The sequence below is a fragment of the Variovorax sp. CCNWLW186 genome, from assembly GCF_037203865.1.
GTDB lineage: Bacteria > Pseudomonadota > Gammaproteobacteria > Burkholderiales > Burkholderiaceae_C > Variovorax.
Genome location: NZ_JBBCBO010000004.1, coordinates 259,440 through 274,535 on the forward strand (window position 1 = coordinate 259,440; position 15,096 = coordinate 274,535).

General features: G+C 66.2%; 17 protein-coding genes. 13 read left to right on the forward strand and 4 right to left on the reverse strand.

All coding sequences use genetic code 11. The features are described from left to right. Positions 1–2: 2 nt before the first annotated feature. The 7 genes from rpsP to hisC all read left to right on the forward strand — a co-directional run bounded on the left by rpsP (position 3) and on the right by hisC (position 5,140). A complete protein-coding gene (rpsP, locus tag V9K97_RS07270) occupies positions 3–266 on the forward strand; it encodes a 30S ribosomal protein S16 (RefSeq protein WP_028259818.1) in 264 nt (87 codons plus the stop codon). A gap of 16 nt (positions 267–282) precedes the next feature. Further along, positions 283–837, forward strand: coding sequence for a ribosome maturation factor RimM (gene rimM / locus V9K97_RS07275; protein ID WP_337317244.1), 555 nt, complete (start codon positions 283–285; stop codon positions 835–837). Between the two features lie 25 nt (positions 838–862). Continuing rightward, positions 863–1,609 (forward strand): tRNA (guanosine(37)-N1)-methyltransferase TrmD, encoded by a 747-nt coding sequence (trmD, locus tag V9K97_RS07280; RefSeq protein WP_258504852.1) that lies wholly within the window; start codon positions 863–865, stop codon positions 1,607–1,609. Between the two features lie 124 nt (positions 1,610–1,733). Beyond that, positions 1,734–2,108: a 50S ribosomal protein L19 gene (rplS, locus tag V9K97_RS07285; RefSeq protein ID WP_126749215.1), complete on the forward strand. Its 375-nt coding sequence runs from the start codon at positions 1,734–1,736 to the stop codon at positions 2,106–2,108. Between the two features lie 159 nt (positions 2,109–2,267). Continuing rightward, entirely contained in the window at positions 2,268–2,987 is a 720-nt protein-coding gene (locus V9K97_RS07290) for a CoA pyrophosphatase (RefSeq protein ID WP_258504854.1), read from the forward strand. Positions 2,988–3,034: 47 nt separating this feature from the next. Beyond that, on the forward strand, positions 3,035–4,036 hold the full coding sequence (locus tag V9K97_RS07295) for a CobD/CbiB family protein (protein WP_337317246.1): 1,002 nt from the start codon (positions 3,035–3,037) through the stop codon (positions 4,034–4,036). A gap of 15 nt (positions 4,037–4,051) precedes the next feature. Further along, positions 4,052–5,140 (forward strand): histidinol-phosphate transaminase, encoded by a 1,089-nt coding sequence (gene hisC, locus V9K97_RS07300; RefSeq protein WP_337317248.1) that lies wholly within the window; start codon positions 4,052–4,054, stop codon positions 5,138–5,140. A gap of 20 nt (positions 5,141–5,160) precedes the next feature. Here hisC and rsgA read toward each other — a convergent pair whose 3' ends face one another. The 3 genes from rsgA to V9K97_RS07315 are packed head-to-tail and all read right to left on the reverse strand — an operon-like array spanning position 5,161 to position 7,777. After that, on the reverse strand, positions 5,161–6,117 hold the full coding sequence (gene rsgA, locus V9K97_RS07305) for a ribosome small subunit-dependent GTPase A (protein ID WP_337317250.1): 957 nt from the start codon (positions 6,115–6,117) through the stop codon (positions 5,161–5,163). 15 nt (positions 6,118–6,132) lie between these two features. Further along, a complete protein-coding gene (locus V9K97_RS07310) occupies positions 6,133–6,480 on the reverse strand; it encodes a 4a-hydroxytetrahydrobiopterin dehydratase (RefSeq protein WP_258504861.1) in 348 nt (115 codons plus the stop codon). 31 nt (positions 6,481–6,511) lie between these two features. Next, entirely contained in the window at positions 6,512–7,777 is a 1,266-nt protein-coding gene (locus V9K97_RS07315) for a M48 family metallopeptidase (protein ID WP_337317252.1), read from the reverse strand. Between the two features lie 59 nt (positions 7,778–7,836). On the opposite strand from V9K97_RS07315, the gene orn reads away from it, so the two are divergent. From orn to V9K97_RS07345, 6 genes are all read left to right on the forward strand, one after another. Further along, the gene (gene orn / locus V9K97_RS07320) at positions 7,837–8,433 is read left to right on the forward strand and encodes an oligoribonuclease (RefSeq protein WP_258504864.1); all 597 of its coding nucleotides are present in this window, start codon (positions 7,837–7,839) and stop codon (positions 8,431–8,433) included. Between the two features lie 230 nt (positions 8,434–8,663). Then, on the forward strand, positions 8,664–10,592 hold the full coding sequence (locus tag V9K97_RS07325) for a DEAD/DEAH box helicase (RefSeq protein ID WP_337309166.1): 1,929 nt from the start codon (positions 8,664–8,666) through the stop codon (positions 10,590–10,592). 214 nt (positions 10,593–10,806) lie between these two features. Further along, on the forward strand, positions 10,807–11,880 hold the full coding sequence (locus V9K97_RS07330; protein WP_337317254.1) for an NAD/NADP octopine/nopaline dehydrogenase family protein: 1,074 nt from the start codon (positions 10,807–10,809) through the stop codon (positions 11,878–11,880). Next, positions 11,870–12,877 carry a 3-hydroxybutyryl-CoA dehydrogenase gene (locus tag V9K97_RS07335; RefSeq protein ID WP_337317256.1) on the forward strand — a complete coding sequence of 336 codons (1,008 nt, stop codon included), beginning with the start codon at positions 11,870–11,872 and terminating at the stop codon, positions 12,875–12,877. The genes V9K97_RS07330 and V9K97_RS07335 overlap by 11 nt, the downstream gene beginning before the upstream one ends. Continuing rightward, positions 12,874–13,674, forward strand: a complete 801-nt coding sequence (locus V9K97_RS07340; protein WP_337317258.1) for an alpha/beta fold hydrolase — start codon at positions 12,874–12,876, stop codon at positions 13,672–13,674. Before V9K97_RS07335 ends, V9K97_RS07340 begins: the two co-directional genes overlap by 4 nt. Further along, positions 13,671–14,549 carry a quinone oxidoreductase family protein gene (locus V9K97_RS07345; RefSeq protein ID WP_337317260.1) on the forward strand — a complete coding sequence of 293 codons (879 nt, stop codon included), beginning with the start codon at positions 13,671–13,673 and terminating at the stop codon, positions 14,547–14,549. The genes V9K97_RS07340 and V9K97_RS07345 overlap by 4 nt, the downstream gene beginning before the upstream one ends. On the opposite strand, the gene V9K97_RS07350 is transcribed toward V9K97_RS07345, so the two are convergent. Next, on the reverse strand, positions 14,546–15,022 hold the full coding sequence (locus tag V9K97_RS07350; RefSeq protein WP_126749203.1) for a MarR family winged helix-turn-helix transcriptional regulator: 477 nt from the start codon (positions 15,020–15,022) through the stop codon (positions 14,546–14,548). The two genes, V9K97_RS07345 and V9K97_RS07350, sit on opposite strands and share 4 nt — an antisense overlap. Positions 15,023–15,096 lie beyond the last annotated feature (74 nt).

The following is a 15,096-nucleotide window of genomic DNA, read 5'->3' on the forward strand; positions in this document are numbered from 1 at the left end:
TCATGGTCGTCATTCGACTCTCCCGCGGCGGCTCCAAAGGCCGTCCGTTCTTCAACATCGTCGTGTCGGACAAGCGCGTTCGCCGCGATGGCCGTTTCATCGAGCGCCTGGGTTTCTACAACCCGATCGCCAAGGAAAACGAAGAAAGCATCCGTATTGCCCAGGATCGCCTGGCTTACTGGAAGAGCGTCGGCGCACAAGCTTCGCCCACGGTCCTGCGCCTGATCAAGCAAGCCGCTGCCGCGGCCCCCAAGGCGGCAGCCTAAGCTACCCGGCACGGCGATGTTGCCCGCACTCGAAGCCGCCGAATTGCCGGCGGATGCGATCGAGGTAGGACGCATCGCCGATGCATGGGGCATCAAGGGCTGGTTCAAGGTCCTACCCCACAGCGCCCAGCCCGAGGCGCTTTTTTCTTCCAAGCGCTGGTTCCTGCAGGCCCCCGGAGCCTCGGCAACCGCAGCTTTCCGGCTCGCAATCCGCGAAGCCAAAGAACATTCCGACTGCATCGTCGCATCGTCCGAAGACGTGCCTGACCGCAATGCGGCCGAGGCGCTGCGCGGTGCGCGCGTGTTCGTGCCGCGCTCGAGCTTTCCGACGGCGGGCGACGACGAGTACTACTGGGTCGACCTGATCGGCCTTTCGGTGGTCAATCGCGAAGGCGTCACGCTCGGCAGGGTGCGTGAGCTGCTCGCCACCGGCCCGCAGACCACGCTGGTGCTCACGGCCGAAGAAGACGGCAAGACCATCGAGCGCATGGTGCCCTTCGTCTCGGTCTTCGTCGACAAGGTCGACCTGGCTGGCCGGCTGATCACGGTCGACTGGCAGCCCGATTTCTGATTCCGCCGATTCGGGCCCTGCGCGCATGCGCTTCGACGTCCTCACGCTCTTCCCCGAACTGTTCGCGCCCTTGATGGCCAGCGGCGTGACGCGCCGCGCCTACGAGTCCAAGCAGGTCGAGGTCGTGCTGTGGAACCCGCGCGACTTCGCACAAGGCAACTACAAGCGTGTGGACGACCGCCCCTTCGGCGGCGGACCGGGCATGGTGATGATGGCGGAGCCGCTTTCCGCCTGCCTCGACGCGGCGCTGGCCGCGCGCGGGGCGCAAGCGCCGGTGGTGTTGTTTTCTCCCATCGGCGAGGCGCTTAGGCATGAAGCAGTCGAGCGCTGGTCCGCCAGCGAAGGTGCGGTGCTTGTCTGCGGCCGCTACGAAGGCATTGACCAGCGCTTCATCGACACGCGCGTCACGCACCAGATCAGCCTCGGCGATTTCATTCTTTCGGGCGGCGAAATTGCAGCCATGGCGCTGCTCGACGCTGTGGCCCGCCTGCAGCCTGGTGTGCTGGGCGACGAAGCCAGCCACGTGCAGGACAGCTTCAATCCGGCGCTCGACGGTCTGCTCGACTGCCCCCACTACACCCGGCCCGAGCAGTGGAACGGGCAGGGCGTGCCGGCGCCGCTGCTCTCGGGGCACCACGTGCAGATCGAGCGCTGGCGGCGCGACCAGCGGCTGGCGATTACGGCCGCCCGGCGTCCCGACCTGATTGCCGCGGCGCGCGCTGCGGGCCGTCTGAGCAAAGCCGATGAGACGGCGCTGAAAAAAAAGCTATAATCTTGGGTTCCCCGATCCTCTGCCCGGCCGCGCCCGGCTTTCATTGTTCACCCACGGGTGGGCACGGCAATGAAACCAACGGCGCCTTTTGTGTAGCGCGAGCACGATCGAATATCAGGAAATCATGAACCTCATCGAAACCCTCGAGCAGGAAGAAATCGCCCGCCTCGGCAAGAAGATCCCCGATTTCATGCCCGGTGACACGGTCATCGTCAGCGTGAACGTCGTCGAAGGCACCCGCAAGCGCGTGCAGGCCTACGAAGGCGTTGTGATCGCCAAGCGCAATCGCGGCCTCAACAGCGGCTTCACGGTGCGCAAGATCTCCAGCGGCGAAGGCGTGGAGCGTACGTTCCAAACCTACAGCCCTCTGATCGCCGGCATCGAAATCAAGCGCCGCGGCGACGTTCGCCGCGCCAAGCTGTACTACCTGCGCGACCGCAGCGGCCGTTCGGCGCGCATCAAGGAAAAGCTGCCGGGCAAGTCGCAGGCTGCCAAGTAAGCACTGCCTTCTGCCTTGCAAAAAGCCGCCGCTCTGGCGGCTTTTTGCGTTGTTGCGCCGTGCATGCTTCTTGCGGGCTTTCCGTAAAAAGACAGCGCCGCTTTTTTAAGCTCTACTCCTTCACTGAAACTACAGCACTTGACCGACTCCACCGCCCCCATGCAATTTGCCCCCGTCGAACCCGTCAATGCCGTGGTGCCGCCCACGCTGCTGCCGATCGATCCGCGCAAGGCGCCTGTGGTCGGCGGTCCTGACGGCCTGCCTGCCGTCGAACCCGCACAGCTGACGCCCGATGCCCTGCGCAGGCGCTTTGCCACGCCGCCGGAGTGGACGCCCGAGCTTCGTCGCGAGCCGCGCCTGACCGACCGCGCCCCGGCGCAGGCGGCCGTGCTGGTGCCCATCGTGCAGCGCCCGGAAGGCGCGGCCGTGCTGCTGACGGAGCGCACGGCGCATCTGTCGAATCATTCGGGGCAGGTCGCATTTCCAGGCGGCCGCGTCGATCCGGAAGACGCGAACGTCGCGGCGGCTGCGTTGCGCGAAGCCTGGGAAGAAGTGGGCTTGTCGGCCCACTTCATCGAGGTGCTCGGAAGCCTTCCGACTTACACGACCGTTACCTCGTTCGTCGTGACACCCGTGGTCGCGCTGGTGAAGCCGGACTTCGAACTCACCATCAATCCCTACGAAGTGGCATTGGCCTTCGAAGTGCCGCTGGCCTGGCTCATGGACCCGGCCAATCACCGCCGCCACACTGTGCCCGCACCGGACGGCACGCGGCGCGAGTGGTACTCGATGCCTTACCAGGACGGCGCCGAAGAGCGCTTCGTGTGGGGCGCCACGGCCGGCATGCTGCGCAACCTCTATCGCTTTCTCGCCGCCTGACCCTGGCCTGAACCGAGATCGCCGGGCGCTCTCGCTATCATCGAAGGATGAGCTTCTTTGCCATCCTGTGTGCGTTGCTGATCGAGCAGGTGCGGCCGCTCGCCCCCCACAACCCGGTGTATGGCGGCGTGCTGGCATGGACCCGCTGGACAAGCCGCAACTTCGACGCCGGAAAGCCGCATCACGGATGGGTCGCCTGGGGCCTCGCGGTGCTAGTGCCCACACTGTTGACGCTGGGCATTCACTTGCTGCTGGTGTACACGCTGGGGCTGCCTTTTGCGGTGCTCTGGGGCATTGCCGTGCTCTACGTCACGCTCGGGTTCCGGCAGTTCAGTCATCACTTCACGGACATTCGCGATGCGCTCGACGAAGGCGACGAGCCGCTCGCGCGCTCGCTGCTGGCTCACTGGCAAGGCGTTGATGCGGCGGAGCTGCCGCGCAGCGAAATCGTGCGGCATGTGATCGAGCATTCGGTGATTGCGGCGCATCGCCATGTGTTCGGCGTGCTGGCGTGGTTCTCGATACTCGCGGCCTTGGGGCTCGGCCCGGCCGGCGCGGTGTTCTATCGCATGAGCGAATTCGTGTCGCGCTACTGGATGCACAAGAACGGCGCGGCGGTGCAGCCTTCGAGTGTTTCGGTGCAGCGCGCTGCCGATCGCGCCTGGCATGCCATCGACTGGCTGCCCGCGCGGATCACCGCGCTGGGCTTTGCCGTGGTCGGCAGCTTTGAAGAAGCGATCGACTGCTGGCGCAACGACGCGCGGCGTTTTCGGAGCGAGAACGACGGAGTGATTCTTGCGGCGACCTCGGGCGCCGTGAATGTGCGCCTGGGCGGCGGCGCGTTGAGCCCGATTCCGGTGACCGACCCTTTGCCGCGTGCGCAAGCCGGCGATTCGATGGCCGATGGCCGCCGGCCCGACAGCGGCAGCACGCCGGGCCGTGAGCCCGAGCCGGGCCATCTGCGCAGCGTGGTCGGCCTGGTCTGGCGCTCGGTCGTGATGTGGATGGTGCTGCTGGCCTTGCTCACCCTGGCTCGCCTGCTCGGCTGAGCGGCCGGAAACGCCATGACCATTGCAGTGCCGGCCTTCTGGAGCCCGCGCATCGGCGCGCTCGAACCCTATGTGCCCGGCGAGCAGCCGCGCATCGAAAACCTCGTCAAGCTCAACACCAACGAGAACCCGTACCCTCCGTCGCCGCTCGCCGTTGAAGCGATACAGCAGGCGGCGGCGAACGGCCTGGAGCGCTATCCCGATCCCACCTCCCTCGCGCTGCGTGAAGCAGTTGCGCGGCGGCACGGCCTGCAGGCCGATCAGGTCTTTGCGGGCAACGGTTCGGACGAAGTACTGGCGCACGCCTTCTTCGCTTTCTTTCAACAAGCCGAGCCGCTGCTGATGCCCGATGTGAGCTACAGCTTCTATCGGGTCTACGCGCGGCTTTACGGCATCGACTGCGAATTGCTGCCGGTCGACGAAGGCCTGCGCATCGATGTCGATGCCATGGCAGCCAGAGCCCGCCGCGGCTGCGCAGGCCTGGTCATCGCCAATCCCAATGCGCCCACCGGCATCGGGCTGCCGCTCGCGCGCATCGAGCAGCTGCTCGAGGCGTGCCCGGAGCGCGTGGTGCTGGTAGACGAGGCGTATGTCGATTTCGGCGGCGAGAGCGCGTTGCCGCTCGTCGGCAAATATCCGAACCTGCTGGTGGTGCAGACCTTGTCCAAGTCGCGCTCGCTGGCCGGCTTGCGCGTCGGCTTTGCCTGCGGTCAGGCGCACCTGATCGACGCGCTCGTGCGCGTGAAGGACAGTTTCAATTCCTACCCGCTCGATCGGCTTGCAGTCGCGGGCGCCGTAGCGGCCATAGAAGATGAAGCGTGGTTCGAGTCCACGCGCGACAAGATCGTCGATACCCGCGAGGGGCTCAGCCTGCAGCTCGAGGACCTGGGCTTCGAAGTCTTGCCTTCTCAGGCCAACTTCGTGTTTGCGCGGCATCCGGAGCGCGATGCTGCCGAACTGGCGGCGCTGCTGCGCGAGCGTGCGGTGCTGGTGCGGCATTTCAGGCAGCCGCGCATTGCGCAGTACCTGCGCATCAGCATCGGCTCGCGGGAGCAATGCAGCGTGCTGGTGCAGCGGCTGCAGGAAATCCTGGACAGGTCGTGAGCGCCAAGCTCGGTGCGCCTTCAGTAGCGCGGCTGGCTCAGCTCGGCGAAGAGCTCGCCGTAGATCTTGTAGCGCGTGGCGCTGATCGGCCCCGGCTTGGCGGGTGAATCGACATTCGCGATCACGCCGCAGCCTGGCTCGTGCAGGTGGGTGCAGTTGTAGAACTTGCAGTCGTTCGCGTGCTCGGCAATGTCCGGCATCAAGCTCGCGAGCTGCATCGGCTCGATGTGGTTCAGCCCGAATTCCTGAAAGCCCGGCGAGTCGATGAGGCCGGTGGTGCGCGCTTCGTCCACCCAGTACCACGTGGTGCTCGTGGTGGTGTGCTTGCCTGAATTCAGCGCCTGCGAGATCTCGCCGGTCAATGCCGTGGCACCCGGCACCAGCAGGTTGATGAGCGTGCTCTTGCCGGCGCCCGAGGGCCCCAGCACCAGCGTGCTCTTGCCCGCCAGCAATTTCATGAGCGATGCGTAGTCGGCCTCGGCGGACGCCTTGAGCGACAGCGGCAGCACGCCATGGTGCATGCGGCGATAGGGCGCAAGCTTGCTCCAGGCGCGCTCGAAGGGCTCCGCCAGGTCGCTCTTGTTGAGCGCGATGATCGGGGTAATGTGTTCGGCTTCGGCGGCGATGAGCGCGCGCGCCAACTGGTGCTCGGAGAACTCCGGCTCCGCCGCGATCAAGATCAGCACATGGTCGAGATTGGCCGCAAACGACTTGGTGCGGATCTCGTCCTGTCGATAGAAGAGATTGCGGCGCGGAACCACCTCTTCGATGGTGCCTTCGTCTTCGGTCGCTTGCCAGCGCACTCGGTCGCCGACCACGGCCTGGCTCTTCTTGCCGCGTGGATGGCAGATCAGGCGGTCGCCCGCGGGTGTTTCGACCAGGCAATGCCGTCCGTGGCTTGCAATGACCAGCCCGTCGTGAAGAACGCGTGCGGATGTGCCGCCTCCCTTGGGGAGTGTGCGGGGCGGCTTAGCCAACGGCGGGTTTCCTCATCACGGCGCCGGGCTGGCCACGAGGGCGTCGGCTTGGCGTGCGCAATCGAAGTCGGTGACCGAGAGTCCGCCCACGTCGTGCGTGTTGAACCGCACGACGCAACGGTTGTAGTGCACCGACAGGTCCGGGTGATGGTCTTGGGTATGGGCGATGAAGGCCAGCGCGTTCACGAAGGCGATGGTCTCGAAGTAGTTGGCGAAGGTAAAGGTCTTCTCGATGGCGACGTCGGCGCCGTCTCCGGTGAGCTTCCAGCCGTCGAGCTTGGCCAGGCCGGAAACGATCTCGGTGGCGCTCAGTGCGTGGCGTGGAATGGCTTTCCAGTCTTTGGGCTTGAACATGCTGCTCATGGGCTCGGCTTCCGGGGAGAAATATCGTGGTTCAGGCCGCCGTCATGCGCGCAAGGCGCTCGGAGGCCGGAGGGTGGGAATAGTAGAACTTGACGAACACCGGGTCGGGCGTGAGCGTCGATGCATTGTCCTGGTAGAGCTTGAGCAGTGCGGCCGACAGGTCGGCGCTGCTGGTCTGCGCCACGGCATAGGCGTCGGCCTCGAACTCGTGCTTGCGCGAAAGCCGGGCGGGCAGGGGAGCGACGAAGAAGCCGAACACAGGCACCGCAAGCATGAACAGCAGCAGCGCGAGCGCATTGTTCGGCGCCGTGGGCGTCATGTTCGGCTGCACGCCGAGCCCGGTGTAGAACCACACCTGGGTCGACACCCAGCCCAGCAGCGCGAAGCCCGCGAGGCTCAGCGCGAACATTGCTGCAAGCCGCTTCACGATGTGGCGGTGCTTGAAATGGCCGAGCTCGTGCGCGAGCACCGCCTCCATCTCGGCCGCGTTCAGCTGACGCAGCAGCGTGTCGTAGAACACCACCCGCTTGCTCGCGCCAAAGCCCGTGAAGTAGGCGTTGGCATGTGCGCTGCGCCGGCTGCCGTCCATGACGAACAGCCCCTTGGCGCGAAAGCCGCAGCGTGCCATCAGCGCAGTGACGCGTTCCTTGACGGTGGGATCGTCGAGCGGCTTGAACTTGTTGTAGAGCGGTGCGATGAACATCGGGTAGACGATCATCAGCAGCAGGTTGAATCCCATCCAGGCTACCCAGGCCCAGAGCCACCACAGGGTGCCGGCAGCGCCCATGATCCACAGGATCAGCGCCGCAATCGGCAACCCGATGGCCGCGCCGATCAGCGTGGAGACGACGGTGTCGCGCAGCCAGAGGCCGAACGTCATCTTGTTGAAGCCAAAGCGCTCTTCGAGCCTGAAGGTCTGCCAGAGCGTGAAGGGCAGTTCGAGCAGCCCGCCGATCACCGCGAAGGCCGCCAGCAGGGCCAGCTGCTGCACCATGCCGCCGCCCAGCCAGGCGAGAAGCAGCTTGTTGAGCACGTCGAGGCCGCCCAGCAGCGTCCAGCCCAGCAGCAGTGCCGCTCCCCACGCCATCTCGACCATGCCGAAGCGGGCCTTGGCGATGGTGTAGTCGGCAGCCTTCTGGTGGGCGGCAAGCGTGATCTTGTGCTCGAAAGCGGCCGGCACGGCGCCACGATGCCGTGCGACATGGCGCACTTGCCGCGATGCGAGCCAGAACTTCACGAGCAAGCCAAGGACCAGTGCAGCCGCGAAGGCAGTGGTGAAGATGAGCGAATAGGACATGGAGCGTCGAGTTTAGCCCTCGGGTCCGGCCGGCGCAGGCCTTCGACGACAATCCTGCAATGCCCGAATCCCTTGACCCCACGATCGTCACGACCCCGCCGGTCCTGAAGAAAAGCGACCAGAACCTGGTCTGGCTCGACTGCGAAATGAGCGGCCTCGACCCCGAGAAAGAGCGCCTGCTCGAGATCGCCGTGGTCGTGACCGGCCCCGATCTCACCCCCCGCATCGACGGCCCGGTGCTGGTCATTCACCAGAGCGATGCCGTGCTCGACGCCATGGACGCCTGGAACAAGGGCACGCATGGCCGAAGCGGCTTGATCGACAAGGTGAAGGCCTCCACGCTCGACGAAGCCGCGGCCGAGCAGCAACTGCTCGAATTCATTGCCAAATACGTTCCCCGGAGCGGCTCGCCGATGTGCGGCAACACCATTGGCCAGGACCGGCGTTTCCTGGTCAAGTTCATGCCCAAGCTGGAGGCGTACTTTCACTACCGCAACCTCGACGTCAGCACCCTGAAAGAGCTGGCCAAGCGCTGGAAACCCGCCGCCTACAGCGCCTTCAAGAAGCAGCAGGCGCACACTGCGCTGGCCGACGTGCACGAATCCATCGAGGAGCTCGCGCACTACCGGGAAACCTTCTTGAAATTAACGGATTAGGTAAAAACCCCGAGCCGTGTCATAATCGAGGGCTTCGCTGATCGGGGTTTTCCGTTCAGCGTCTCTTGCATCTCCCTATCTTGCACACCGCGCCCGATCGCATCCGCTGATCAAAAAGGGCCGCAGCCTCCGGCGAAAGCCAGAAGTTGAATGTCGTTGGATGGTTGATGTTTTTAACCACCAACGGGGCGCCGCCTACGGCAGCGCTCGCGTTTGAGATTGATATTCACATGACCGACGCTTTTGAAGCGCAGGGCGAGTTCGCGCCTGTGCAATCCACCAACAACAACGAATTTGTCGCTGCCGCGGACACCATGTCCGAAGCGCCGATTCTCGAGGCGCTCGACGCCGCCGCTCCCGAAGCGGCCGTGGCCGAAGAAGCCCGCATTCCCAACGGCTTCATCAAGCTCGGCCTTGCGCCTGAACTGATCGCCGCCGTGGCCGACCTGGGCTTTACCCAGCCCACCACCGTGCAAGACAAGGTGATTCCGCTCGCCATGGCCGGTGAAGCCGGCCAGGACGGCAAGGCCCGCTTCGTCGACCTGATGGTCTCGAGCCAGACCGGCTCGGGCAAGACCGCCGCCTTCCTGCTGCCCGTGCTGCACACGCTGCTCAAGCGCCAGGCCGAAGCCGAAGCCGAAGCCAAGGCCGAGTTCCAGCGCCTGGCCGCTGAAGCCGCTGCCCGCGGCGAGGCCGTGCCCAAGAAGCCGAAGCGCAAGGACCCGACCAACGCCCGCCATTTCAAGGCCGCCACCCCTGGCGCCCTGATCCTGTGCCCCACGCGCGAGCTCGCGCAGCAGGTTGCGCACGACGCTATCGAGCTGGTTCGCCATTGCCGGGGCCTCCGCGTTGCCAACGTGGTGGGCGGCATGCCTTACCAGTTGCAAATCGCCAAGCTGCAGAACGCCGACCTCGTGGTCGCCACCCCCGGCCGCCTGCTCGACCTGCAGCGCTCGTCGCAGCTCAAGCTCGACCAGGTCAAGTTCCTGGTGGTCGACGAAGCAGACCGCATGCTCGACCTCGGCTTCTCGGACGACTTGGCTGAAGTGAACCAGCTCACCATCGAGCGCCAGCAGACCATGATGTTCAGCGCCACCTTCGCGCCGCGCATCCAGCAGCTGGCCCAGCGCGTCATGCGCGAGCCGCAGCGCATCACCATCGACAGCCCGCAAGAGAAGCACGCCAACATCAAGCAATCGCTGTACTGGGCCGACAACAGCCAGCACAAGCGCAAGCTGCTCGACCACTGGCTGCGCGACACCAGCATCAACCAGGCCATCGTGTTCGCCAGCACGCAAGTCGAGTGCGACGGCCTCGCCAACGACCTGCAGCAAGAAGGCTTCAGCGCCGTGGCGCTGCACGGCGCCCTGAGCCAGGGCCTGCGCAACCGCCGCCTGATGGCGCTGCGCCAGGGCCAGGTCCAGATCCTGGTGGCCACCGACGTTGCCGCCCGCGGCATCGACGTGCCGACCATCACCCACGTCTTCAACTTCGGCCTGCCGATGAAGGCCGAGGACTACACCCACCGCATCGGCCGCACCGGCCGTGCAGGCCGCGACGGCCTGGCCATCACGTTTGCCGAGTTCCGCGATCGCCGCAAGATCATGGACATCGAGCAATACAGCCGCCAGCAGTTCAAGGCTGAAGTGGTTGCAGGCCTCGAGCCGCAACAGCGCATGCCGCAATCGCGTCCGCCCATGGGCGAGTACCGCGGCGGCCGCGGCGACAACCAGTCGCGCGACCGCAAGTTCGGCAACGGCGGTGCGGGCGGCGGCGGTGGCTACCGCGGCAACAACGGCGGCGGCTATGCCGGCGCCAGCGGTTTCAACGACCGCAACTCGCGTGGTCCGGCGCAGGGCCAAGGCCCGCGCGGCTTCCAGGGCGGCAACAACGCCGGCTTTGGCGGCGGCCGTGACGACGGTGGCAATGGTGGCGGCGGTGGTTATGGCCGCAAGCCAGGCTGGGGCGACAGCGCCCCGCGCGGCGGCCATGGTCATGGTCACGGTGGTGGCCGCGGCGACGGCGGTTTCGCGCCGCGCGAAGGCTTTGCACCCCGCGAAGGTTTTGCTCCACGCGGCAATGGCGCAGGCCATGGCGGCCCGGGCAAGGTCTTTGTGCCCCGCGACGCACAAAAGCGTGCGTTCAAGCCTACGCGCTGATCCATTCCAGAGCGGCCGACCGGTCGTTTTGCCCCAAAAGAAAGCCCGCGCTTCGCAAGAAGCGCGGGCTTTTTCATTGCGGGTTTCCGTGGAGGCGACAGGCGCGAAATTTGGTTGACACATGAACAGATGAAAAGTAATGTAATAAGGCATTGCTTCCCCGGTCCGTACCGCGGCTGCCGGTTCATCGACATCTGCTTTTCAAATCTCGAATATGAAAATTGCGATTCTTGGTGGTGGTCATGGCGCCTACGCGGCCGCCGCCGACCTGTCCGAAGCCGGCCATGAGGTGCGCCTGTGGCGCCGCGATGCAGCGGCGCTCGAAGCGGTGGTGCAAGCCGGCGCCATCACGCTGAAGGATGCCGACGGCACGCGCGAGGTGCCGCTCGCACTCGCCACCGCCGACATCGCCGCGGCGCTGAAGGGCGCCGAGCTGATCGTTCTTCCCACGCCCGCCATTGCACAGCACGACATCGCGCTGGCCATGGCGCCGCATCTCGTCGACGGTCAGGTCGTCTTTCTGCCGCCCGGCACCTTCGGCAGCTACGTGATGGCGCGAATGGTGAAAGAGGCGGGCAGCCGTGCCGACGTGGCCTGGGCCGAGACCGGCACGCTGCCCTACCTCGCGCGCAAGCACGGCGAGCGCGAAGTGAACGTCACCATCCGCGCCATCCGCCTGCCGACGGGCGTCTATCCGGCCCGCAAGGAAGCCGAGGCGATCGAAGTGATCCGCAAGGCCTATCCCGCCGTGCACGGCTGCGGCGATGCGCTGTCGGGCGCGCTCATGAATGCCGGTCCGGTCATCCATCCGCCACTCATGGTGATGAACGCCGCGCCGCTGCAGCACTTCGAGCGCTGGGACATCCACAACGAAGGCACCCAGCGTGCGGTGCGCGATGTGACCGACCGGCTCGACCGCGAGCGCATGGCCGTGCGCGAGGCCTTCGGGCACAGTGCGCCGCACTATCCGCTGGCCGACCACTACAACAACGACCAGTGGATGTACGGCGATGCGCACAAGCAGCTCGTCAAGTCCGGCGACTGGCGCGAGAACATCGATCTGCATACGCACCGCTACATCACCGAAGACACCGAACTCGGGCTTGCCTTCCTGGCCTCTGCCGCGCGCCATGCGGGCGTGGACGCGCCCATTGCACACGGGTTGCTTGCCATCGTGGGCGGATTTCTCGGCCGCGACCTGCGCCAAGGCCCGCGCACCTTCGAAAGCCTGGGCCTTGCCGGCCTGAGCGCGGCGCAGCTCAAGCAAAGGCTGCACGATGGCGAATGAAGGCGCGCCGCTGCCTCGCTTCGCGGCCGTAGGCGCCGGCCGCATGGGGCGCGGCATCGCGATTGCGTTCGCCTACGCCGGCCACCGCATCTCGTTGATCGATCTTCGCCGGCGCACCGACGAAGCCTGGCAGCGCCTGCAGGGCGAGGCCCGGGCCGAGATTGAAGCAAGCCTTGCGGGCCTGGCGCAACTCGGCGTGATCGATGCAAAGCAGATACAGGCCATCGCCGAACGGGTGAGCCTGGTGAACGCCGCTGAAGCACCGCAGGCTTTGGGCGCAGCAGAGCTGGTGTTCGAAGGCGTGCCCGAAACCATGGAGGCCAAGCGCGAGGCGTTCGAGCAGATCAACCGGCATTGCCGCGACGACGCGATCCTCACCTCCACCACCAGCAGCATTCTGGTCACGCAGCTCGCGGCACTCGTGCGGCTCCCCGAGCGCTTCCTCAACATGCACTGGCTCAACCCGGCGTATGTGATTCCGGTGGTCGAACTCAGCTGCCACCCCGGCACCGATGTGGCCGTGCTCGCACGCACCAAGTCGTTGATGGAACAGATCGGCAAGCTGCCCGTGGTCTGCGGCGCATCGCCGGGCTACATCGTGCCGCGCCTCCAGGCGTTGGTGATGAACGAGGCCGCCCGCATGATCGAGGAGGGCGCCGCCACCGCCGAGGAGATCGACAAGGCCACGCGCTACGGCTTGGGCCTGCGCTTCGCTGCGCTCGGCGTGGTCGAGTTCATCGACTTCGGCGGCTGCGACATCCTGCACCATGCCAGCCGAGAAATGTCGGCCTCGATCGACAAGGGGCGCTACACCGCGCCCGCCATCGTCGATCGCATGGTGGAAGAAGGGCGGCTCGGCCTCAAGACCGGCAGCGGCTTCTACAGCTATGAGGGCCGCGACATCGCCGCCTACCGCCGCGACGTGCTCTCGCGCACGCTCGGCGAACTAAAGCATGCGGGCCTGTGGCGCGCGCCGGCCGACGAGACGCTGTCATGACCATCCGCCGCGCCTTTGCCGACCTGTCGGTGGGGCAGGTGCACTACGCGACGTGCGGCGATGCGGATGCGCCGGCCGTGTTGCTGCTGCACCAGTCGCCGCGCAGTTGGGCTGAATATCGCGCGGTACTTCCATTGATCGGTGCGCGCTATCGGGCCGTCGCAATGGACACCGCGGGCTTCGGCGATTCCGCTGACGGCGGCGTGCCGGCGAGCATCGAGCAATGGGCGCGCGTGGCGTGCGAACTGCTTGAGGCACTGGGCGTCGCGCGCGCCGATGTTGTGGGCCACCACACCGGCGGCGTCGTGGCCATCGAACTCGCGGCCGCCTTTCCCGATCGCGTGCGCGGCCTGGTGCTGTCGTCCACGCCGTACACCGACGAAGCCTTTCGCCGCGCAAGGGCAGAGCGGCCGCCCATCGACGAGGTGGCGCCGAGCCAGGACGGCAGCCATCTCGCGGCACTGTGGCAAAAGCGGCAGGGCTTCTATCCGCCCGACCGACCCGATCTGCTCGAGGCCTTCGTGCTCGATGCGTTGAAGGTCGGCCATCGGGTTGAAGAGGGCCATCGCGCCGTCGCGTCGTATCGCATGGAAGACTGCATCGGCCGCGTGACGCAACCCGCGTTCATCATCCGAGCAACCCACGACCCGTTCGCTGCTCCGCATGCGGCAGAGCTGCAGCACCACTTGCCGCGGGCGCGCATCGTCGACATCGAAGGCGGCATGGTTCCCTTGCCCGACCAGATGCCAGAGGCCTTCGCACGCACGGTGCTCGACTTTCTCTCCACGCTGCCATGAAGGCCGTTCGCATCCACGGTTTCGATGCGGTGCCCGCGCTGGAAGAGGTGCCAGACCCGGTGCACAGGCCTGGCCGGACCATCGTGCGCATGCAGGCGGCCACGGTCGGCCACATCGACCGCACCGTGTGGCGCGGCAGTTTCCTGCGGCATCCACCGCTGCCGTACACGCCGGGCGTGGAAGCCGCCGGCATCGTTGTCGCGAGCGAACGCTACGCCGAAGGCCAACGCGTCTGGCTGCGCGGCAGCGGCCTGGGGACCTTGTTCGACGGCACCTGGTGCGAGCTGATCGATGCGCCCGACGAAGCACTCGGCACGCTGCCCGATGCATTGCCGATGCCCCTCGGCGCTGCGTTCTTTTCGCCCACCACATCGGCATGGGTGGCGCTGCATGAAGTCGCGAGGCTGCAGGCCGGCGAACAGGTGCTGGTGACAGGCGCAAGCGGTGCCGTGGGCTCGCTGGCCGTCCAGCTGGCCATCGAAGCCGGCTGCACCGTGACGGCGGTCGATCCGGATGCCGAGCCTCCACCTGTCGCATGTGCGGACCTGTTGATCGACACGGTCGGAGGAAGCGTCCTTTCGGCGGTGCTGCCCGCCGTGCGGCCCGGTGGCCGCGCCGTGCTCATCGGCTACACGGCAGGCCCCATGCTGCAGCTGGACATCGCGCACTTTCTGCAGCGCGACGTGGCGCTGCTGCCGCTCAACATGTTCAGGCGCGAGGCCGCTGGCCGTGCGGCCGTGCCCGGGTTGCTGGCACGCCTGGCCGATGGCCGTTTGCAACTCGACGTGCGCAGCTTCGCGCTTGCCGATGCCGCCGCGGCTCTCGAGTGGATCGCGCAGCGCGGCCATCGGGGCCGCGCCGTGCTCGTGCCCTAGTCTTCCTCCGGCTCCTCGACCGGCACATGCACGTGCAGATCGATCATCTGCCGCAGGGTCTGCTTGAGTTCTTCGGCACGGCGCAGGCCGAAGGGTTCGAGCACGCGCCGCTCGTGGTCGCGCGCCAGTTCCATCAGGTGCTCCACCGCCTTCAAGCCCTTGCGCGTGATGCGCACCAGCGTGATGCGGCGATCACTCTCATGGGGCAGCCGCTCGACCTGTCCGCGCGCTTCCATGCGGTCCAGCAGGCGCGTGACCGTGGGCTGCTTGGTCACCGTCACTTGCGCAAGCTGACCGATGCTGATCGGCTCGCTGCCGGCAAGCGACGCCATCACGCGCCACTCGGAAACAGAGAAGCCTTGCTGCCGCGCCACCTCGTGGAACTCCGAGGAGATCAGCTGGCTGGCCTGCGCCAGCAGCGCCGGCAGGTAGTCATCGACGAAGCGATGCGTTTCGGGAGGTTGCTCAGCCATGAACGCACCTCATGGCCACGCGCCGCATACCGGCCGCAGGCACGCTGCTTGCATGTCTAGGGTAATTCATGATT

What these genes read in the sequence shown, in the direction of transcription:
- V9K97_RS07345 (WP_337317260.1), top strand. Translation starts at nt 13,671, where the DNA reads ATGAAGGCCGTTCGCATCCACGGTTTCGATGCGGTGCCCGCGCTGGAA.
- V9K97_RS07295 (WP_337317246.1), top strand. Translation starts at nt 3,035, where the DNA reads ATGAGCTTCTTTGCCATCCTGTGTGCGTTGCTGATCGAGCAGGTGCGG.
- V9K97_RS07330 (WP_337317254.1), top strand. Translation starts at nt 10,807, where the DNA reads ATGAAAATTGCGATTCTTGGTGGTGGTCATGGCGCCTACGCGGCCGCC.
- V9K97_RS07335 (WP_337317256.1), top strand. Translation starts at nt 11,870, where the DNA reads ATGGCGAATGAAGGCGCGCCGCTGCCTCGCTTCGCGGCCGTAGGCGCC.
- V9K97_RS07350 (WP_126749203.1), bottom strand. Translation starts at nt 15,022, where the DNA reads ATGGCTGAGCAACCTCCCGAAACGCATCGCTTCGTCGATGACTACCTG.
- V9K97_RS07325 (WP_337309166.1), top strand. Translation starts at nt 8,664, where the DNA reads ATGACCGACGCTTTTGAAGCGCAGGGCGAGTTCGCGCCTGTGCAATCC.
- hisC (WP_337317248.1), top strand. Translation starts at nt 4,052, where the DNA reads ATGACCATTGCAGTGCCGGCCTTCTGGAGCCCGCGCATCGGCGCGCTC.
- rplS (WP_126749215.1), top strand. Translation starts at nt 1,734, where the DNA reads ATGAACCTCATCGAAACCCTCGAGCAGGAAGAAATCGCCCGCCTCGGC.
- orn (WP_258504864.1), top strand. Translation starts at nt 7,837, where the DNA reads ATGCCCGAATCCCTTGACCCCACGATCGTCACGACCCCGCCGGTCCTG.
- rimM (WP_337317244.1), top strand. Translation starts at nt 283, where the DNA reads ATGTTGCCCGCACTCGAAGCCGCCGAATTGCCGGCGGATGCGATCGAG.
- V9K97_RS07290 (WP_258504854.1), top strand. Translation starts at nt 2,268, where the DNA reads ATGCAATTTGCCCCCGTCGAACCCGTCAATGCCGTGGTGCCGCCCACG.
- V9K97_RS07315 (WP_337317252.1), bottom strand. Translation starts at nt 7,777, where the DNA reads ATGTCCTATTCGCTCATCTTCACCACTGCCTTCGCGGCTGCACTGGTC.
- trmD (WP_258504852.1), top strand. Translation starts at nt 863, where the DNA reads ATGCGCTTCGACGTCCTCACGCTCTTCCCCGAACTGTTCGCGCCCTTG.
- V9K97_RS07340 (WP_337317258.1), top strand. Translation starts at nt 12,874, where the DNA reads ATGACCATCCGCCGCGCCTTTGCCGACCTGTCGGTGGGGCAGGTGCAC.
- V9K97_RS07310 (WP_258504861.1), bottom strand. Translation starts at nt 6,480, where the DNA reads ATGAGCAGCATGTTCAAGCCCAAAGACTGGAAAGCCATTCCACGCCAC.
- rpsP (WP_028259818.1), top strand. Translation starts at nt 3, where the DNA reads ATGGTCGTCATTCGACTCTCCCGCGGCGGCTCCAAAGGCCGTCCGTTC.